15 protein-coding genes are annotated in these 18,873 nt (G+C 71.7%); 8 read left to right on the top strand and 7 right to left on the bottom strand.

Going from position 1 to position 18,873, the window contains the following annotated elements:
- Positions 1–117: 117 nt before the first annotated feature.
- A complete protein-coding gene (locus OG199_RS40740; protein WP_405833949.1) occupies positions 118–459 on the bottom strand; it encodes a hypothetical protein in 342 nt (113 codons plus the stop codon).
- A 75-nt stretch (positions 460–534) separates the two neighbouring features.
- The gene (locus OG199_RS40735; RefSeq protein WP_405833947.1) at positions 535–1,611 is read right to left on the bottom strand and encodes a hypothetical protein; all 1,077 of its coding nucleotides are present in this window, start codon (positions 1,609–1,611) and stop codon (positions 535–537) included.
- A 368-nt stretch (positions 1,612–1,979) separates the two neighbouring features.
- Between OG199_RS40735 and OG199_RS40730 the strand changes: the two genes are divergently transcribed.
- On the top strand, positions 1,980–2,237 hold the full coding sequence (locus tag OG199_RS40730) for a hypothetical protein (protein ID WP_266696258.1): 258 nt from the start codon (positions 1,980–1,982) through the stop codon (positions 2,235–2,237).
- 282 nt (positions 2,238–2,519) lie between these two features.
- On the opposite strand, the gene OG199_RS40725 is transcribed toward OG199_RS40730, so the two are convergent.
- From OG199_RS40725 to OG199_RS40715, 3 genes are all read right to left on the bottom strand, one after another.
- The gene (locus OG199_RS40725; RefSeq protein WP_356805130.1) at positions 2,520–3,197 is read right to left on the bottom strand and encodes a hypothetical protein; all 678 of its coding nucleotides are present in this window, start codon (positions 3,195–3,197) and stop codon (positions 2,520–2,522) included.
- Complete coding sequence (locus OG199_RS40720) at positions 3,194–3,712, bottom strand: sigma-70 family RNA polymerase sigma factor (RefSeq protein WP_356805132.1); 519 nt, start codon at positions 3,710–3,712, stop codon at positions 3,194–3,196. The genes OG199_RS40725 and OG199_RS40720 overlap by 4 nt, the downstream gene beginning before the upstream one ends.
- Positions 3,713–4,383: 671 nt before the next feature.
- Complete coding sequence (locus tag OG199_RS40715) at positions 4,384–4,704, bottom strand: WhiB family transcriptional regulator (protein ID WP_356805134.1); 321 nt, start codon at positions 4,702–4,704, stop codon at positions 4,384–4,386.
- Positions 4,705–5,141: 437 nt separating this feature from the next.
- Here OG199_RS40715 and OG199_RS40710 point away from each other — a divergent pair, with 437 nt between their 5' ends.
- The gene (locus tag OG199_RS40710) at positions 5,142–5,510 is read left to right on the top strand and encodes a DUF488 family protein (RefSeq protein WP_356805135.1); all 369 of its coding nucleotides are present in this window, start codon (positions 5,142–5,144) and stop codon (positions 5,508–5,510) included.
- 211 nt (positions 5,511–5,721) lie between these two features.
- Here the strand turns inward: OG199_RS40710 and OG199_RS40705 are convergent, their stop codons facing one another.
- Both OG199_RS40705 and OG199_RS40700 read right to left on the bottom strand, forming a co-directional pair.
- Positions 5,722–7,371 carry a phosphodiester glycosidase family protein gene (locus OG199_RS40705; RefSeq protein WP_405833943.1) on the bottom strand — a complete coding sequence of 550 codons (1,650 nt, stop codon included), beginning with the start codon at positions 7,369–7,371 and terminating at the stop codon, positions 5,722–5,724.
- A 574-nt stretch (positions 7,372–7,945) separates the two neighbouring features.
- Positions 7,946–8,746, bottom strand: coding sequence for a GNAT family N-acetyltransferase (locus tag OG199_RS40700; RefSeq protein ID WP_401803299.1), 801 nt, complete (start codon positions 8,744–8,746; stop codon positions 7,946–7,948).
- A gap of 208 nt (positions 8,747–8,954) precedes the next feature.
- Between OG199_RS40700 and OG199_RS40695 the strand changes: the two genes are divergently transcribed.
- From OG199_RS40695 to selB, 6 genes are all read left to right on the top strand, one after another.
- The gene (locus OG199_RS40695; RefSeq protein ID WP_405833941.1) at positions 8,955–10,184 is read left to right on the top strand and encodes a cysteine desulfurase family protein; all 1,230 of its coding nucleotides are present in this window, start codon (positions 8,955–8,957) and stop codon (positions 10,182–10,184) included.
- 42 nt (positions 10,185–10,226) lie between these two features.
- On the top strand, positions 10,227–13,520 hold the full coding sequence (gene fdh / locus OG199_RS40690) for a formate dehydrogenase (RefSeq protein WP_401803303.1): 3,294 nt from the start codon (positions 10,227–10,229) through the stop codon (positions 13,518–13,520).
- Entirely contained in the window at positions 13,517–14,536 is a 1,020-nt protein-coding gene (locus OG199_RS40685; protein ID WP_356805141.1) for a 4Fe-4S dicluster domain-containing protein, read from the top strand. The genes fdh and OG199_RS40685 overlap by 4 nt, the downstream gene beginning before the upstream one ends.
- Positions 14,533–15,567 carry an NrfD/PsrC family molybdoenzyme membrane anchor subunit gene (gene nrfD / locus OG199_RS40680; RefSeq protein ID WP_356805143.1) on the top strand — a complete coding sequence of 345 codons (1,035 nt, stop codon included), beginning with the start codon at positions 14,533–14,535 and terminating at the stop codon, positions 15,565–15,567. Before OG199_RS40685 ends, nrfD begins: the two co-directional genes overlap by 4 nt.
- Before the next feature lie 157 nt (positions 15,568–15,724).
- The gene (gene selA / locus OG199_RS40675; protein WP_405833938.1) at positions 15,725–17,089 is read left to right on the top strand and encodes an L-seryl-tRNA(Sec) selenium transferase; all 1,365 of its coding nucleotides are present in this window, start codon (positions 15,725–15,727) and stop codon (positions 17,087–17,089) included.
- A 2-nt stretch (positions 17,090–17,091) separates the two neighbouring features.
- Positions 17,092–18,873 carry a selenocysteine-specific translation elongation factor gene (gene selB / locus OG199_RS40670; protein WP_405833936.1) on the top strand — a complete coding sequence of 594 codons (1,782 nt, stop codon included), beginning with the start codon at positions 17,092–17,094 and terminating at the stop codon, positions 18,871–18,873.

The raw sequence follows: 18,873 nt of genomic DNA, 5'->3' as shown, positions 1-18,873 counted from the left end.
TGCGGTGCACCGTGACCGACAGGGTGGTGGGCGATCCGTCGCCCGGGGCACTTCGGTCAGGGGTGCCCCGACTCTGCGGGCGGGGCACCGTGGCGGGACGCGGTGACGGGGCGTGCGTCAGATGGCGCGCGCGGACGTCGGAGTCACCTTCTGCTCTGCCGAGGTCGTCGCCCTCGTCCTGTACCAGGTGCGGCACACAGTGACGACCGAGTCGTACAGGACGACGAGAGCGGTGAGGCCGAGCGCTACCGGGGCGTCGCTGTGGGGCAGCACATGGGTGAAGTAGAGGGTGCTCGTGGTGGTGATGGCGGGAAGGGCGAGAGTTCCGCCCGGCCGCCGCACGTTCTTGAGCCTCTTGTAGAGCAGTTGGCGGACCGCGCGGGGCGGGATCAGGCTCCAGGCCGGGCCGGGTCCGGTGTCGTTGCTGTGGGGCTCGATGAGGGTCAGGTGCTCGCTCACGGGTAGGTCCTTGGACGCGGGGCCGAGGGGGTCGGCCGTGAAGGGGGCCAGGTATGCGTGATCGGACGTTCGGGGTTACAGGTCCTCGTCGTCGCGGTCGTCGCGGTCGTCGAGGTCGTTGAGGTCGTCGGTGAGGTCCGGTTGGCGGAGGCGGTCCGTTTCGTCCTCGACGATGCGACCGAGGCGGCGGGCGGTGATTTCGTCGCGGGCGATGACGAGGCCTTCGACGAAGGGGGTGTTGCCGGTGGCGGCCTTGTAGAGGATCTTGCTGGCGCCCCAGGGCTCGGTGACGTTGCCGCCGTTGCTGTAGAGGCGGACGGCCATGCCGTGCCCGGCGGAGACCAGCACGATGGCGCTGTTGAGGACGCCTTCGGAGAAGTGGATGGCGGCCGGCACGGCCCGGCTCAGGACGGCCTGGATGATCGCCGAGCTCGTGTCGTCGACGACGATCAGGTTCTGGTATTCGCGGCGCAGTCGCTTCTCGAGCCCTGTGACGGATCGGGGCAGGACGATGTAGCCGGGTTCGGGGTCGGGGACCAGGGGCTCGCCGAGCATCTGGATCCAGGTGCCGGACGGCAGGAGCCGGTGGGCGTTGGTGCAGTCGGACATCAGGGCCGATTCCGCGGTCACGGCGGCCGCGTGCAAGGGGTGGTCGGGGAGCCACACCAGCACGGACAGGGACGCGGCGTTGGCGTCGCCGGTGACGAACAGGCGGCGCAGACAGCCTGTGGCGGAGATCGACACCACGGGCCTGCCGCTGAGGATGTGTTCCCGGAACTCTTCGGTGCGTTCCTCCAGGCTGCCCTTGGCGCCGATGACGGTGATCGGGACGCCCGCGGTGTTGCTCACCCGCTCGAGAGCCGTGTGGACGGCACCCACGATGCGCGGCATGAGGGATGCCTCGAAGGTGTCCCAGAAGCGGGTCTGCCCTGCTCGGCCGCTCCAAGGAGGGCATGGATCGTCAAGGCTCTCCAGGGCACGGACGTGGCGCAGTTCGTCGTCCTGAGGGAGCTTCTGGTCGGCGTCCTGGCCCTGTTCGAGTTCCTGACGGATGGTTCGAAGCGTTCCGAAGATCGTGGAAGCGCTGAGGCCTGCTATGCCGTCAGCCCGGTAGGGCACCTCCACGCCGTCGCCGGGGAAAGGCTTGCTCATCAAGGGATTCAACTCCTCTTCATCACTTGCTGGTTGCGAGTGAGCGGTCGTGGCCTGCTTCGGTCCGCTCCGAGACTACTGGATGAGCGTCATGACACTCATCTGGAGCATCTCATGTTGCACTACAGGAAGCTTATGACGCGTCAGACGACTTGAAGTGTCCTAGGCCACAGTGGAGATCTTGTGCGCACCTCCACAAAACCTGTATACGTAGCCGGGTTTGGACGAACTCCGACGCGCACTTCACGAAGTCGCGTAGCCTAGGGTGCTCAGACAGTCGCGCGCAGCGCGCGCACCTCAAAGCGGGAGGCAAGCCCCGATCCTGGTGTGGACCCGGGGCTGCCTCGGCCCCGACCGAAGGGAACTCCGTGCCCAACGAGCGCAAGAAGACCGAGGAAAAAGACCGGCAGGTCGTCGTTTCTGTCCGCTTCCCGAGCCAGTTGTTGGAGCGGATCCATGCTGTGGCAGCCATCCAGTCCGTGACCGCCAACGCGATCATTCGCGAGGGAATGGACAGCTACATCCGGGAACGCGTGGCCAGCGCCGAGTTCCAGGAGGCGCGCACGGCCTACCTGGCTCGTGCTCAGGCGCAGGTCGCGACCGCCCTGCAGGATCACACCGCGTGAGAAGCCCGACAGGCATATGACATCGTTGCCCACCCCTGTTGTGCCGGCGTCCGCCGACGCCGGGACCAGCCCCACCGCGCGCCATCTTTGATCACATAACAGCAGTTCGATCCCACGAGCCGAGGTCCGTTTCCGGGGCCTCGGCTCCGCTGTGTCCCGCGCACCGGGGCGAGCGGCACCCGCCGGTACGAATCCGGGCGCGGCGTCGGCGGCGGCTGTTCCCGCCGGCGGAGGCACCGCGTGGAAGAGAGGTGAACATGGCACCCGTCCGTCGGTGTGGTCTCAGTGGGGAGGAGCGCAGTCCTGCAGGCGGTCCGCGATCTCGCGGTCGGGCCGGCACACCAGGACGTCGCCGGTGTCGTCACGGGTGGCGAGGCGCTCCACCTCGGCCGTCAGACCGTGCCGCGAGGAGGGCGGCGTCGGGTAGTGATGACGGACGTGGAAGGCGAACTGCCCCATGCCCTTGATGAAATCGTCGTCGGGCCCGTTGAAGCAGTACTTCAGCTGATAGATCCAGAAGTCGGCCTCCTGGATCTCCCCCCGGCCCAGGTGATGCAGGTACAGGCAGTAGGCGGCCCCCCCGTGGTCGGCACCCGCGGCCAACTGCCACCAGAACTGGGCGCTCTCCGGATGCCCGGCGAGATGGAGCATGCACGCGAAGACCTGCGCGCCGTCGACATCGAGGTCGGCCAGCGGCGCGCAGCCCTCTTCCGGACCGTCCTCCCCGATGGCCGCGGCCAACCGCTCCACGTGCCTGGCGGCCTGCCGGTGGTTGAGGACCCAGCGTGCCACCACCCGCAGTTGATGCCGGGCCCGCGAGACGGTCGGCATGCCCCGGTCGGCCGGCACATAGCCGGCGTCCTCGGCGAGACGGCGTAGGCCGGCACCCACATCGAAGGCGCGACGGTCCTCCCGCACAGTCCTGCCGGCCCTTGCCAGCAACTCCTCCACACTCGTCACCTGCGGTCCCCTTCCTTCTTGATGTGCGAGGGCACAGCGCCCTGCAGGCGTTCCTTGGCCTTGCGGCAGTGGTAGTCGACGGTGCTGGCCGTGACCCCCATGTACCAGCTGATCCTCTTGGTGTCGCAGTCCAGTACGTAGCGCATGACGATCGCGTCGAACTGACGCGGCGGCAGCGCGCTCAGGGCCTTCCACAGGCCGATGTCGCTCCGCAGCAGCGCCAGTTCCCGGCGGAATCCGATCAGCGACTGCGATATGACGACCCGGCGCACGATCGCCCAGGTCTGCTGGAGCAGGTTGTGCTCCTCGAGCAGAGCGTCCCAGTGGCGCAGAATCTCCAGGAACGCTCGGTGCACGGCTTCTTCGGCAGCGTCGTTGGTGCCGAGGTAGAGCAAGGCGTAATGGTGGAAGTCATCCTGGGCGGCGAGGTAGAGCGCCTCGAACTCCAGAGGCAGAGGCAACACGGCCTCGGCCACCGGACTGCCGCCATCCTCCGCGCGGAGATCGTCGGTCATGAGTCTTCTTGCGTCCTCTTCAGATCTAGCAAAGGCCGGACAGAACAAGGCGAACGCCGGGCCACCGCGCCGCCGCTGGGTGACGACCACTCAACCGGGCCGAACGGCCGAACACGCATGCGCAGAACAGCGAAAACTACGCACTGATCAACAGAGGGTGCGCACCGTGATCGTCCCGACGCGCCGCCACGCGGGGCGAGCTGCACCTTTACGTCTCACCGCCGATCCCGAACAGAGGCCTCACGGCCCCCAGGAGTGGCGCACGTCACAGCGACGGCTCGAACTGGTCGGCGCCAGCCTCACCACGAAAGAGTGAATTCTCCCCAAAAGGCCCACAGCGTAGCCGTCGCGTCTCGACTTTGCTCCTCCGCAAGTAGTCGATCACGGCCGAAAGTTGCCCTGTCGCTCGTGCCCTTGGAGCAGCCGGTGCCGCTCGGCCCGGTCCCGTCGTGTGGCGCGCCGAGTGCTTCGAGCGGTGAGGGGAGAAGGGCATACGGCGCGCCGGACGGCAGCGCCCGTGATGCCGGGTGCGCTCCGGATCAATTTCCGGACGCTTCTGGACCTCGCGGCGAAGCAAGCGCTCGGTCAGCCGACACCGGGGTGGCGCGGGCCGAGCGGGGTGGCGCGGGCCGGGCGGGGTGGCGCGGGCCGAGCAGGGTGCCGCGGAGGCCTCAGCCTGCGACGGTCGAGCGTCCGCCGTCACCCGGCCGAGCCTGCCGGTCGTACGCCGTGCGCGCCGCCTCGAGCAACCGCCGCCAGGAGGTCACCGTCGGCCGACGGCGCAGCAACGCGCGCCGCTCCCTCTCTGTCATGCCGCCCCACACCCCGTGCTCGATCCTGCGATCGAGGGCGTGAGCGAGGCATTCGGTCCGCACCGGGCAGCCGGTACAGACGGCCTTCGCACTGTTCTGCGTAGCGCCTTCGACAAACAGCTCCTCCGGATCGGTAGTCCGGCATGCCGCATGCGCGCCCCACTTGTCATCCGCGTCCACCCCGTTGCCGCCCTCTCCCCTGTCCGGCCCACCGAACACCACCCTATGCGTGTGGCAGTTCGGAGAACGTACGGCAATCGCACCAGGCACGGAACGGCGTCGCCCGGCAGCAATCCCTTCGAGTGAACAGCCCTTGCCAACAGCCTTGGGGAGGGTCCTGACGGTTCCTCAACTCCAGTCCCGGCAGGCGATCCGGTCGTGAGGCCGGACGAGGGGCCCGTCGGCCACGTCCGGTCGCGGGCGCCTCTCGGCGTCTAGCCGGACCTCCGAAGCGGGAGGGACGGCGGCGGGTGAGCGGGTCCGCAGTGGCGCCGGCAGACGCGCGGAGGGACGCTGGGTAGTAGTGCCCGCGTCCGGGCCACGTGCGCCTTGCGCCTGTCGGTGACACGGAGTATGGGTCCGGAGCGTGGAACGAGAATCCGGTGACGAGGTCGCTCATGACAGTGGATCACGAGGCTCAAGTGCGGGTGCGCAGGGCGTACGAGGTGCCCGAACGGGCGGACGGCGCGCGGGTGCTGGTGGACCGGCTCTGGCCGCGTGGGCTGGCCAAGGCGAAGGCGCACCTGGACGAATGGTGCAAGCAGGTCGCACCCTCCACGGAGCTGCGGCAGTGGTATCACCATGATCCGGACCGATTCGAGGAGTTCGGGCGCCGCTACCGCGAGGAGTTGCTCGATCCGGAACGTGCGCGGGCGTTGTCGCATCTGCGTGACCTTGCCGAGGAGCGGACCCTGACGCTGGTCACCGCGACGAAGCAACCGGAGATCAGCGAGGCCGAAGTCCTCGCCGAGCTGCTCCGGGGCTGACCGCGCCCGTGCGGGAACCCGTTGACTTCGGATCCGGTGCCGGTGCGGACGTGGGGCCGGCATCTGTCCCTCAGGCCTTCACCCGTCGCGTCACGGCATCGGGCGCCGAGGCCGGAGGTCCTTCCGCGGGGCGGGGAGGGACACTCCGGCCGTGCGCGTTCCGGGCGTGGTGGGCCCGGAACCGTCCCCGCTCGCGCGGGACCGTCGGGGGTCAGGTGGTACGGCGCCTCGGGAGGACCTGGATCGTGTCGCCGACCGCGCGTTCGCCCGTCGCGTCCGAGGTGACGTTCACCAGCTTGCCGTCGACCGCCATCGCTGTGGAACCGCCGCCGTCGAGGTTCAGCGCCTGCACGGCACCGAGCGACCGCATGAATCGGGCGGCTTCCGCCAGGGTGAATCCCTCGCTCACCCCGGGCTGCCGCCCGTCCACGGTCACCAGGAGCAGCCGGCCCCGCCGGTCGATGCCGGCCAGGGTCCGGGGCTGGCGCACGTTGGACCAGGCGAAACCGAACGAGAGGTCGCGCGGGTCGAGCGTCCCCTCGGTGGCGGCGTCGATGTGCACCCGGCCGTCCTCGACCAGCGTGGGCGCCGCGCTGACGATGCTGTCGTCGGGTCCGAGCCTGATCTCCCGGTGCGAGGAGTCCCGGATCACCTCGCGGAGCGACAGGCGCTTGCCGACCCGGGCGTGGCCGGTGAGCCACTCCGCCGCCCCGCCGATGCCCTGGAGTACCGAACCGTGATCGGGCACCGCACCGCCCCGTTCGCCCACGGAGACGACGGCACCGCGCTTGTCGAGGACCACCTGGACGCCCGCCCCCGCGGGGAGCGGCGCACGGAACTCCGGCGTGAACTCCACGAGGTCGTCCGCGATGGTGCAGGTGGTGTCGTGGCGCGGCTCGACGGTGGGGACGGCGCCGGGCCGACCGCAGTTGCGTACCTTGCCCGGCACGCGGTTGATGCCCTGTACCCCGTACACGGCGGATCCGTCCCGCACCGTGACGGTCGTGGAGAGGTCGGCGATACGCGGTCGCCGGCCGCCGTCGCCCAGGATCAGCGCGGCGCGTGAGCCGACGGCCATCGACTCGAGTCTGCCGTGTTCCGCGGACAGACCGGCGAGCGTGCCCTGCACACCGTCCGCGTCGGAGGTGATGAAGAACCCGCCGTTGACACCGATCAGCGAACCCAGGCGTGTGGCCACCGTGGAGGTGTTCTCCCGGTCGGCGACGTTGCCGCCGTCGCTCGCCCCGACCGTCCCGGCGAAGCGTGCGGGGTCCACCACGGCGACGTGGATGTTCTCACTGTCCGGGCGCTGCCGGCCGTCGTATCCGGTCCAGTCGACCGCGGTGCGGAAACCCGCCGCCACGACCGCTGTGTTGGCGGTGCCCGCCTCGGCCTGGGTGGCGTACCGCCCGACCCGGACCTGCCAGCCCATCGTGCCACGGGGCGTGTCGGAGTAGTCGTCCCAGGTCACTTGTTCCAGCCGCGGTTCGAACCCGGCGCTCCGCAGGCGCGCGGCGGTCGCGTCCGCCCACGCGCGGTCGCCGAGTGGAGCCCAAGTGGCGGCGCCGGTGAGGCGGTTGACCGCGGGCGCCTGCACGGTGACCGACCACGCCGGGGCGGCGGCGGAGTCCCGCAGCACCCCGGTCCGGACCTGGACACCGGGAGCCACGCTCAGCGTCGACCAGGAGATCCCGGGGAGCGCGGAGGCAGCGGACCGTCCGGAATCGGCGGTCGGCGTGCTCGCGCCCGCCGGCGGGGCGAGGATGACGAGCGTGAGGGCGGTGGCGCACGCCACGCCGCTCCAGACAGGATGCTTCGTCCGGCCGAATCCGCGGCGTGCTTTCTCGACTGCGTGGGACATACGTCTCCTGACGTTCACATCGGCCTGCGGTCGGAGGACTTCCGGATGCCGCGTTCCACATCCCAGACCTGTGGTGGTACGGGCAGGTCACGGGCCAAGGGCGCCTGGGAAAAGCCTCGATGACAACGATTCACCGGTTCCGTGTGCAAGGGGCACGGAAAGACGATCCGGTCCGGTCCCCTCGGGAACAACCGGACCGAGGGGACGGGCACCCGTTCGGACGGATCCCTGTACGACGGCGGTGACCTGGGCACGTCTTGATCGTTTCCGCGGTGCCGGCCGGCGTACTGGACCCGGCCCCGGCTCCTCGGCCCGCACGCGCTACCCGCGGCGGTGTGAGGGGCCGGATCGTGCGACGCGCCCCACGCCGGGGTCGGGGGAGATCCAACCCCCTCACCGCACAGGTCGGCCGCCTCCTCACCGAGGCCGGACCCGCACCGACCTGCTGGACGTCACCGCCGTACGCGGCCCGCTGCTGGAACCCACCGGCGCGGACCGCTTCCCCCGCGAGGGACCGGAACTCGTCTGCCCGCCAGCCCAATACGGACCGCGCGGCGTCCGTGTCGTGCGACGGTCACTGCTCGGTGAAGTAGGTCCAGTGTTCCGCCACGCCGAAGCCGAGCGAGAGGTAGAGCGGAAGAGCCATGTCGGATGAGCGCAGATAGGCGGTTTCGGCTCCCGCCTCCCGTCCACGGGCCACCGCCTCCTCCGTGATCCGCCGTCCGTGGCCGGACCCGCGGTGCTCCGGGGCGGTGGAGATGTTGAAGATCCCGACATGCCCGTCCATGAGGATGGTCATCGCGGTACCGACCACCTGTCCGCGCACCTCCCCCACGTACGCGGTGATGTCCGGGGCGGCATCCAGGACAGCAGGGGTGAACAGGGGCGCGAACACCTCCTTCGGGACTCCGAAGCCGTCGGCGAGGGCACGGGCGTAGAGATCGTGCTCCGCCCCCGTGACGACGCGCACCTCCATTGCTCCGGTGTCGCCGGGGACCGGAGGGGCGCTTTTCAGGTCCCTGAGCATGAAGGGTTCCCGTGCCCGCTTCGTCAGGCCGTACCGCCGGGCCACCTCACGCACACGGTCGTCCGGGTCCGAGCGCACCTGCACGCACCAGGACACCGGTCCGGGGAAGGATTCCACGGTGTCGGCGGTCCGGGCCGCGAGACGCTCGATCTGCCCGGCGTCCGGCCGGAGAGCGGAGGTGAAGACACCGTTCACGCTGTCGGCGGGGCTCCCGGTGACGACCATGTACGTCTCGTTCGCGGCCGCTTCCTGACGCATGCGCGGCTCGGCGGCGGCGATACGGCGCAGAGCGGCTCCCCAGGCATGAGCGGCGGCGTCGATCCGGGCACCGGACAGGTTCGAACTCATGCGCGGAGTCTAATCTCCGCAGGTGGAGACGGTGCGAGGCTTCGGCAGAAGTACGGATACGACCCGTCAGACCTGAGTCACAAAGAGGATCACTTCACCTCGAATGCGACACAATGCGGACACGGGCCGGCCCGGCACGCCTGAGCGCCGCCGTCGGTTCCCGACCTCAGCCCGTCCGCCCGTCACGCGAACGAATGCGCAGGCCCCCATGAACATGCCGGTGAGTCCGGGCCAGGACGGCGGTCCGGTGTACCTGGACCACAACGCCACCACTCCGGTCGACCCCCGGGTCGCGGAGGCGATGGTGCCCCTTCTGGCGGGCGACTTCGGCAATCCGTCCAGTGGACACGCCTACGGCACGGCACCGCGGGCGGCGCTGGCCCGGGCCCGCGGACAGGTCGCCGCGCTCGTCGGGGCGTCCACGCAGGAGATCGTCTTCACCGGCTCCGGATCCGAGGCGAACAACCTCGCGCTGCGGGGCGCCGTGCTCGCCGCGGGCGACGGCAGGCGCCGGGTGATCACGCAGGTCACCGAGCACCCGGCGGTGCTGGAGACATGCCGCGCGCTGCACCGTCTGCACGGGGCGGACGTGACGTATCTGCCGGTCGACGGGGAAGGGCTGGTCGATCCCGCCGACCTGGCCGCGGCGCTGGACGAGCGGACGGCCGTGGTCTCCGTCATGGCCGCCAACAACGAGACCGGCACGCTGCAGCCGGTCGCCGAACTGGCCCGGCTCGCCCACGACCACGGCGCGCTGTTCCACTGCGACGCGGCCCAGGCGGCCGGCAAGGTCCCGGTGGACGTGCGCGCGCTCGGCGCGGACCTGCTGACCGTGGCGGGCCACAAGATGTACGCCCCGAAGGGCGTCGGCGCCCTTCGGGTACGCGCCGGCGTCCGCCTCGAACCCCTGGTCTACGGCGGAGGCCAGGAGGCCGGACTCCGCGCCGGCACCGAAAGCGTCGCCCTCGCCGTGGCACTGGGCACCGCCGCCGAACTCGCCGCCGCGGAGCTCGCGGACGGCGGCGGACGGCGCACCGGGGTGCTGCGCGACCGCTTGCACCAAGGGCTCACCCGGGCGCTTCCCGGGCAGGTGCACGTGAACGGCTGCGCCCGCCGTCTGCCCGGCACCCTGAACGTCAGCATCGACGGCACCACGGGGCACGAACTCCTGGCCGCCGTGCCGCGCCTCGCGGCCTCCACCGGCTCGGCGTGCCACAGCGCGACCGGCACCCCCTCCCCCGTGCTGCGCGCGATGGGCCTGGACGACGCCCGGGCACTGGCCGCCGTACGGCTGTCGCTCGGCCGCTGGACGACCCCGTCGGACATCGACCAGGCGGTCGAGCTGCTCGTCGATGCCGTGCGCGCACTCGCCCGGAAGGAACCCGGCCGGCCCTGGTCGGCGGCACCCCGGACTTGCGGCCGGTCCTCCAGCCGGTAGCGTCACAAGGAGGTGGGGGCCCCTGCGCGAAGGAGCGGGCGGATGGGCCTGAAACGGTGGATGAACGCGTGGCCGGTGTACCGGCAGCTCACCGGCACGGACCCGCTGGGCCGCGGCAAGGCGGCACAGTCGGCCCGCTCGGCCGGTCTCGGTGCCCGCACGGAGACCGCGGACCGGGTGGTGAACTCGGTGTGCCCGTTCTGCGCGGTGGGCTGCGCCCAGCGGGTCTACGTCAAGGACGAGCGCGTCGTCCAGATCGAGGGCGATCCCGACAGTCCGATCTCCCGCGGCCGCCTGTGTCCCAAGGGCTCCGCCAGCAAGCAGCTCGTCACGGGACCGCAGCGCGAGCAGCACGTCCTCTACCGGCCCCCGTACGGCACCGAGTGGCAGCGGCTCGACCTGGACACCGCCATGGACATGGTGGCCGACCGGGTACTCGACGCCCGCCGCAAGGGCTGGCAGGACACCGACGAGAACGGCAGGACGCTCCGCCGCACCATGGGCCTGGCCAGCCTCGGCGGCGCCGCGCTGGACAACGAGGAGAACTACCTCATCAAGAAGCTGTTCACCGCCCTCGGCGCGCTCCAGATCGAGAACCAGGCCCGTATTTGACACTCCGCCACGGTTCCCGGTCTGGGAGCCTCGCTCGGACGTGGCGGCGCCACCGACTACCTGCAGGACCTCGTCAACACCGACTGCATCATCATCATGGGCTCGAACATGGCCGAGGCCCATCCCGTCGGGTTCCAGTGGGTCATCGAGGCCAAGGCGCGCGGCGCCAGGGTCATCCACATCGACCCGCGCTTCACACGCACCAGCGCGCACGCCGACCAGCACGTCACCATCAGGGCCGGGACCGACATCGCGTTCCTGGGCGGCGTGATCAACCACATCCTCAGCCACGACCTGGACTTCCGTGAGTACGTGCGGGCGTACACCAACGCCCCCTTCCTGGTGAACGAACGGTTCCAGGACACCGAGGACCTGGACGGACTGTTCAGCGGCTACGACCCGCACACCGCGTCGTACGACGCGTCGAGCTGGTCGTACGAGAGCGTCGCGGCGCGGGAGCGGCCGGGCAGGCAGGCCAAGGAGACCTCCGAGCCGTACCAGCACGGCGCCAAGGGCCCGTTCATCGAGGAGTCCGAGGGGGACATCGAGGCCGATCCCACCCTGGAGCATCCCCGCTGTGTGTTCCAGGTGCTCAAACGGCACTTCGCGCGCTACACCCCGGAGATGGTGGAGCGCATCTGCGGGGTGCCTCAGGAGCTGTTCCTCGACGTGTGCCGGGCCTGGACGGAGAACTCCGGCCGGGAGCGGACCACCGCCCTCGTCTACAGCGTCGGCTGGACCCAGCACTCCGTGGGCGCCCAGTACATCCGGGCGGGGTCGATCGCGCAGCTCCTGCTGGGCAACATCGGCCGTCCGGGAAGCGGGATCTTCGCGCTGCGCGGTCACGCCAGCATCCAGGGCTCCACGGACATTCCCACGCTCTTCAACCTGCTGCCGGGCTATCTGCCGATGCCCGACACCGGACACGAGGACCTCGCCGGGTACCTGGACGGCGTCCGCGGCCCGCAGCACAAGGGCTTCTGGGGCGACGCCGACGCCTACATGGTGTCGCTGCTCAAGGAGTACTGGGGCGACGCGGCCACGGCGGAGAACGACTACTGCTTCGACTACCTGCCCCGGATCAACGGCGACCACGGCACGTACCGCACCGTGATGGACATGGTCGACGGGAAGGTCTTCGGCTACTTCCTGCTCGGCCAGAACCCGGCGGTCGGCTCCGCGCACGGCCGTCTGCAGCGCCTCGGCATGGCGAACCTCGACTGGCTGGTCGTCCGTGACCTCGTCATGATCGAGAGCGCGTCGTTCTGGAAGGACGCGCCGGAGATCGAGACCGGCGAGATCGTCACCGAGCGCTGCCGCACGGAGGTGTTCTTCTTCCCCGCGTCCTCGCATGTCGAGAAGGCCGGCACCTTCACCCAGACGCAGCGGATGCTGCAGTGGCGCGACCAGGCCGTGGAACCCTCCGGGGACCAGCGCTCCGAACTGTGGTTCTTCCACCAGCTCGCCGTACGCATCAAGCAGCGACTGGCCGGTTCGACCGACGAACGCGACCGCCCGGTCCTCGACCTGGCGTGGGACTACGAGGTCGAGGGCGACGAGCCCTCTGCCGCGGACGTGCTGCGCCACATCAACGGCATCGACCTGCGCACCGGCCGAACCGTCGACGGCTACCCCGACCTCAAGGCCGACGGCAGCACCGCCTGTGGCTGCTGGATCTACAGCGGCGTGTACGCCGGGGAGACCAACCAGTCCCGCCGGCGCACCTCCCGGCTGGAGTCGGGTCCGTACGACGCGGAGTGGGGCTGGACCTGGCCGCTCAACCGTCGTGTGCTCTACAACCGCGCCTCGGCCGACCCGGACGGGCGTCCCTGGAGCGAGCGGAAGAAACTGATCTGGTGGGACGAGGAGGCCGGCGAGTGGACCGGCAACGACACCCCGGACTTCGAACGCACCAAACCGCCGGACTACCGGCCCCCCGCCGGGGCGTCGGGCCCGGCAGCACTGAGCGGCAACGACGCGTTCATCATGATGAGCGACGGCAAGGGATGGCTGTTCGCCCCGGCCGGGCTCGCCGACGGGCCACTGCCCACGCACTACGAACCGCACGAATCGCCGATGCGCAACCTGCTGTACGGGCAGCAGGGCAACCCGGTGCGCAAGGTCTACGGGCGCCCCGACAACCCGTCCAACCCGGCGCCGCCCGAGGCGCACACCCAGGTGTTCCCCTATGTGTTCACCGCGGCCCGGCTGACCGAGCACCACACCGCGGGAGCCATGAGCCGCCAACTCCCCTACCTGGCGGAACTCCAGCCCGCGCTGTTCGTCGAGGTGTCGCCGGAGCTGGCGCGGGAGCGCGGCCTGCACCACCTGGACTGGGCCCACGTCATCACCAGCCGGACGGCCGTCGACGCGCGCGTGGTCGTCACGGACCGCATGGCGCCGCTGCGCGTCGACGGCCGCGTCGTCCACCAGGTCTGGATGCCGTACCACTGGGGCACGACGGGCCTCACCAAGGGCGACGTGGTCAACGACCTGATCGGCGTGGTGGTCGACCCGAACGTGTTCATCCAGGAGAGCAAGGTGCTGACCTGCGACGTACGGCCCGGGCGGCGTCCACGGGGGCCGGCCCTGCTCGCGTACGTGCGGGAGTACCGCCGCCGGGCCGGCATCACCACGGAGACCGGCACCCGTATCGCGACGGCCGGCGGCCATACCGAGCGTGCCCACACCGAACCTGACGACCGGCCGGAGGAACCGTCATGACGAGTGAGAACAGCTTCCACGGGCCGCTCGCGGACCCGGCCGGCGACGCCGGCCACCTCGACCACCCGCCGCGGGTGGGCTTCTTCACCGACACCTCGGTGTGCATCGGCTGCAAGGCCTGCGAGGTGGCCTGCAAGGAGTGGAACGGCATCCCGGAGGACGGCATCGACCTGCTGGGCATGTCCTACGACAACACCGGCATGCTGGGCGCCAGCTCCTGGCGGCACGTCGCCTTCATCGAGCAGGAGCGGCCACTGGGCGAGCAGGACGCGGGGCTCGCCGACCTGCCCGTCGGTCCGTCCAGCACGGAGGGCACGCCCGAGATCGTGGCGGACGCCCTGGAGTTCGCCAAGCGCGGCGGCGGCGACCTCGGCACCGCACCGGTGGACCTGGGCTTCCCCTCCTTCGGGCTGCCCGGTGCCGGCACGGGCGCGGAGACCCGCACCCAGTTCCGCTGGCTGATGTCCTCGGACGTGTGCAAGCACTGCACGCACGCCGGCTGCCTCGACGTGTGTCCCACCGGCGCCCTGTTCCGCACCGAGTTCGGCACCGTGGTGGTACAGCCCGACATCTGCAACGGCTGCGGCTACTGCGTGTCCGGCTGTCCCTACGGTGTCATCGACCGGCGGCCCGACGACGGGCGCGCCTGGAAGTGCACCATGTGCTACGACCGGCTGCGCGACGGGATGGAACCGGCGTGTGCCAAGGCGTGCCCGACCGACTCCATCCAGTTCGGCCCCCTGGACGAGCTGCGCGAACGCGCCGACCGACGTCTCGCGACGCTGCACGAGGCCGGGGTGCCCGAGGCCCAGCTCTACGGCCGCGACCCCGACGACGGCGTCGGCGGCGACGGCGCGTTCTTCCTGCTGCTGGACGACCCCGAGGTGTACGGGCTGCCACCGGACCCGATCGTGCCGACCCGCGACCTGATGTCGATGTGGAAGCACGCGGGCGCGGCGGCGTCGGCTCTGCTGGCCGTCTCGGCGGCGGTCTTCGTGGGCGGGGGACGGCGGTGAGCGGGGACGGGTCGACCGCGCACGGCGACCGTCGCTCCGGCCGGGGGCGGGGCCGGAAAAGGGACGACGACGGGAGCCGCGAGCAGTCCATGGTGCCGCGGGCGGAGTTCCGCTCCTACTACGGGCGTCCGGTGCTCAAGCCGCCGGTGTGGGAGTGGAAGATCCCCGCGTACCTGTTCACCGGCGGGCTGTCGGCCGGTGCGGCGCTGCTAGCGGCCGGCGCGGACCTGACGGAGCGTCCCCGGCTGCGGCGGGCGGGCCGCGTCGGTGGCTTCGCCGCCCTGCTGGCGAGCATGTACCTGCTGGTGGCGGACCTTGGCCGGCCCGAGCGGTTCCACCACATGATGAGGGTCGCCAAGCCGAGTTCACCGATGTCCGTCGGCACATGGATCCTCATCGCCTACGGGCCCGGCAGCGCGCTGGCGGCCACGGCCGAGCTGGTGCCCGCAGCCTGGCGCACCACGTTGCCCGGGCGGCTGCTGCACCTGGCGGCCCGTCCGGCCGGCCTGTCCGCGGCCCTGTTCGCCCCCGGGGTCGCCTCGTACACGGCGGTCCTGCTCTCGCAGACGGCGGTGCCCGCGTGGCACGACGCCCGCGGCGAGCTGCCCTTCGTGTTCACCGGCTCCGCGGCGGCCAGCGCCGGCGGCCTCGGCATGCTGCTGGCTCCGGTGGCGGAGGCGGGTCCGGCGCGGCGGTTCAGCGTGGTGGGCGCGGCGGCCGAGATCGTCGCGTCCCGGCTCATCGACCGGCGTCCCGGCTTCGTGACCCGGGCGTACACCACCGGTCACCCGCACCACCTGCGGAAGGCCTCCGAGTACCTCACCGTGGCCGGCGCGGTCACCGCGCTCACCCTCGCCCGGCGCAGCCGCGCGGCCGCCGCCGTGGGCGGACTCGCCCTGATGGCGGGCAGCGTCCTGCAGCGCTTCGGCACCTTCGAGGCCGGGGTGACCTCCGCGAAGGACCCGGCCTACGTGGTGAAGCCGCAACGCGAACGCCTGGACGCCCGCCGCGAGGAGCGGGACGGGGCGTGACCTCGTCCCATCGTGGACACGGGGCCGCCGTGGTCCCGCCACCGGGTGCCGCCCGCCGCCCCTCGGGGTCCCGCCGGTGTGGCGCGGACGCCGGGGGCATCGGCCGCCATAGCCTGACAGCGTTCCAGCCGGCAGGGCCCCAGCGAAAGTGCACGAGATGGACCGCGACCACGCCTCCGCCACGGACTCCGCCCCGCCCGTCGACGCCTTGCGGCGGCTGCCCCGCACCGACGTGCTGCTGGCCGATCCCCGGCTCACCGCGGCGGCGCGACGGCTGGGACGGGAGCTGGTCAAGGACGTGGTCGCCACGGTGCAGAGACGGGCGAGGTCGGGCGAGGTGCCCATCGGTGAGATCGCCGATCGTGCCGTCGCCGCCCTGCCGGCCACCGCGTCCGCCCTGCGCCCGGTCATCAACGCCACCGGTGTGCTGCTCCACACCAACCTGGGCCGGGCCGCGCTCTCGACTGCGGCCCGCGACGCGGTGGCGGCCGCCTCCGGCACGACGGACGTGGAACTCGACCTCACCACCGGAGCCCGCTCCCGGCGGGGCGCGTCCGCGCTCGACGCCCTGGTGCGTCGCGTGCCGGCCGCCGAGGCCGCGCACGTGGTCAACAACGGTGCGGCGGCGCTGGTGTTGGCCGCCACCGCGCTCGCCCAGGGGCGGGAGATCATCGTCGGCCGCGGCGAGATGGTGGAGATCGGGGACGGTTTCCGCCTGCCCGACCTGCTGGAGTCCACCGGCGCCCGGCTGCGGGAGGTCGGCACGACCAACCGCACCACACCCGCCGACTACGCCGCGGCCCTCGGACCGGACACCGGGTTCATCCTGAAGGTCCACCCCTCCAATTTCCGTGTCATGGGCTTCACCCGGGAGGCGTCTGTGGCCGAGCTGGCCCCGCTCGGCGTGCCCGTGGTGGCGGACATCGGCTCGGGTCTGCTCACCCCGGAACCGGTGCTGCCCGGGGAGCCCGACGCGACGAGTTGGCTGCGCGCCGGGGCGTCCCTGGTCACCGCCAGCGGCGACAAGCTGCTCGGCGGACCGCAGTGCGGGCTGCTGCTGGGCGACGCCGAGCTGGTGCGGCGGTCGGCCCGTCACCCGCTGGCCCGCGCCCTGCGCGTGGACAAACTGACACTTGCGGCCCTGGAGGCGACCGTCCGCGGACCGGAGCCCCCGACCCTGACCGCGTTGCGCGCCGACCCCGCGGAGCTGCGGCGGCGCGCCGAACGGCTCGCGGAGAAGCTGCGGGCGGACGGGTTCGACAGCCGTGCCGTCGCCACCGAGGCAGTGGTCGGCGGGGGCGGCGCACCCGGCGTGACCCTGCCGAGCGCCGCCGTCTCCCTGCCCGCCGAGTACGCGGCCCTGCTCCGCGGCACGGACCCCGCCGTGCTGGCCCGCGTCGAGGACGGCCGCTGTCTGCTCGACCTGCGGGCGGTGCCGGTGGACGACGACGCACGACTGGCGGAGGCGGTACGCCGGGCCGGAGCCCACCGGGAGACGGCCCACCGGGGAACGGGAACCTGACCGTGCACGTCATCGCCACCGCGGGGCACGTCGACCACGGCAAGTCCGCGCTGCTGCGCGCCCTGACCGGAATGGAGCCCGACCGCTGGGCGGAGGAACGGCGCCGGGGTATGACGTTGGACCTGGGCTTCGTGTGGACGTGGCTGCCCGGCGCGGGTGACGTCGCGTTCGTGGACGTGCCGGGACACGAACGCCTCGTGGGCAACATGCTGGCCGGGGTCGGCCCGGTCCCCGCCGTCCTCTTCGTCGTCGCGGCGGACCAGGGCTGGCAACCGCAGTCCGAGGAGCATCTGTCCGTCCTCGACGCGCTCGGAGTACGGCACGGCGTTCTCGCCGTGTCCCGCTGCGACCTCGCCGCACCGGAGGCGGCCCGCGCGCAGGCGCTCAACCGGATCGCCGAGACCTCTCTCGGAAGACTGCCGAGCGTCGCCGTCAGCGCGGTCACCGGGACGGGCCTCGACGCGCTGCGCACGGCCCTGGTCCGGCTGGCCGGCGAACTGCCCGCCCCGGACCGCGACGCGGACGTACGCCTGTGGGTGGACCGCGCGTTCACGGTGCGCGGCCATGGCACGGTCGTCACCGGCACCCTCGGCGCGGGCACCGTACGCGTCGGAGACCGGCTGCAACTCGCCCGTGACGGGGGGACGTTGCGGGTACGCGGGTTGGAATGCCTCAAGGAGTCGCGGCAGGAGGCCGACGCGGTCGCCCGGGTGGCGGTCAACGTGAGCGGGCCGGGCGCCGGGAGCCTGCGCCGCGGCGACGCGTTGCTCACCCCCGGCCGGTGGTTGACCACCGACACCGTGGACGTACGGCTGCGGGGCGCCCTGGCCCGTGATCTGCCACGCGAACTCACCCTGCACGCGGGCTCCGCGGCCGTGCCGGCGACGGTGCGCCCGCTCGGCGAGGGTTCCGCACGCCTGCGTCTCGCCACACCACTGCCGTTGCGGGTGGGCGATGCCGCGCTGCTGCGCGACCCCGGCCGGCACCGCGTCCCGGCGGGGCTCACCGTCCTCGACGTCCGCCCGCCGCGGCTGACCCGGCGCGGCGCGGCGGCTGCCCGGGACCAGGAGCTTCAGGCAGCGCCGGGACGCGCCGACGGGGTCGAGGAGTTGCGCCGGCGCGGTCTGATCCGCCGTTCGGAGCTGCTCGCGATGGGCGTACGGCCGCCGGCCGACCCGGTCGCCGGGGAATGGCTGGCGGACCCGGCCCACTGGTCGGCTCTGCGCGATCGCCTCGGCGACGCGGTCGAGGAACACGCCGCCCGCAACCCCCTGGATCCCGGCATGCCCCTGGAGGCGGCGCGCCAGCTGCTCGGCCTGCCCGAACGCAGCCTGGTGGACGCGCTGTTGGCACAGTCGCCGGGGTTGCGGCACGGCGACGGCCGTGTCTACGGCAGCCACGCTCGTCCCACACTCCCACCCCGGGCCGAGGCAGCCGTCGAGGCCGTGCGAGCGGACCTCACCCGTGCTCCGTTCCGCGCCCCTGAGGCCGAAAGGCTGCGCGAACTCGGCCTCACACCCAAGCTGTTGGCCGCCGCCGAGGCCGCTGGAGCTCTGCTGCGGATCGGCGACGGCATCGTGCTGATGCCGGGGGCGGACGCGCAGGCGGCTGCCGTCCTCGCGCGGCTGGAACAGCCGTTCACCACGAGCCGGGCGCGCCAGGCGCTGGACACCACGCGCCGGGTCGCCGTCCCGCTGCTCGAGTACCTGGACGAGCACGGCCGGACCGTTCGCCTGGACGGAGCGCTGCGCCGCTGCCTCGACGCTGACTCGGACGCCCAGTGA

This window comes from Streptomyces sp. NBC_01176 (assembly GCF_045039825.1).
Taxonomy (GTDB): domain Bacteria; phylum Actinomycetota; class Actinomycetes; order Streptomycetales; family Streptomycetaceae; genus Streptomyces.
The sequence above is the reverse complement of the archived record's forward strand: the minus strand, read 5'-3'. Positions and strand labels throughout refer to the sequence as shown.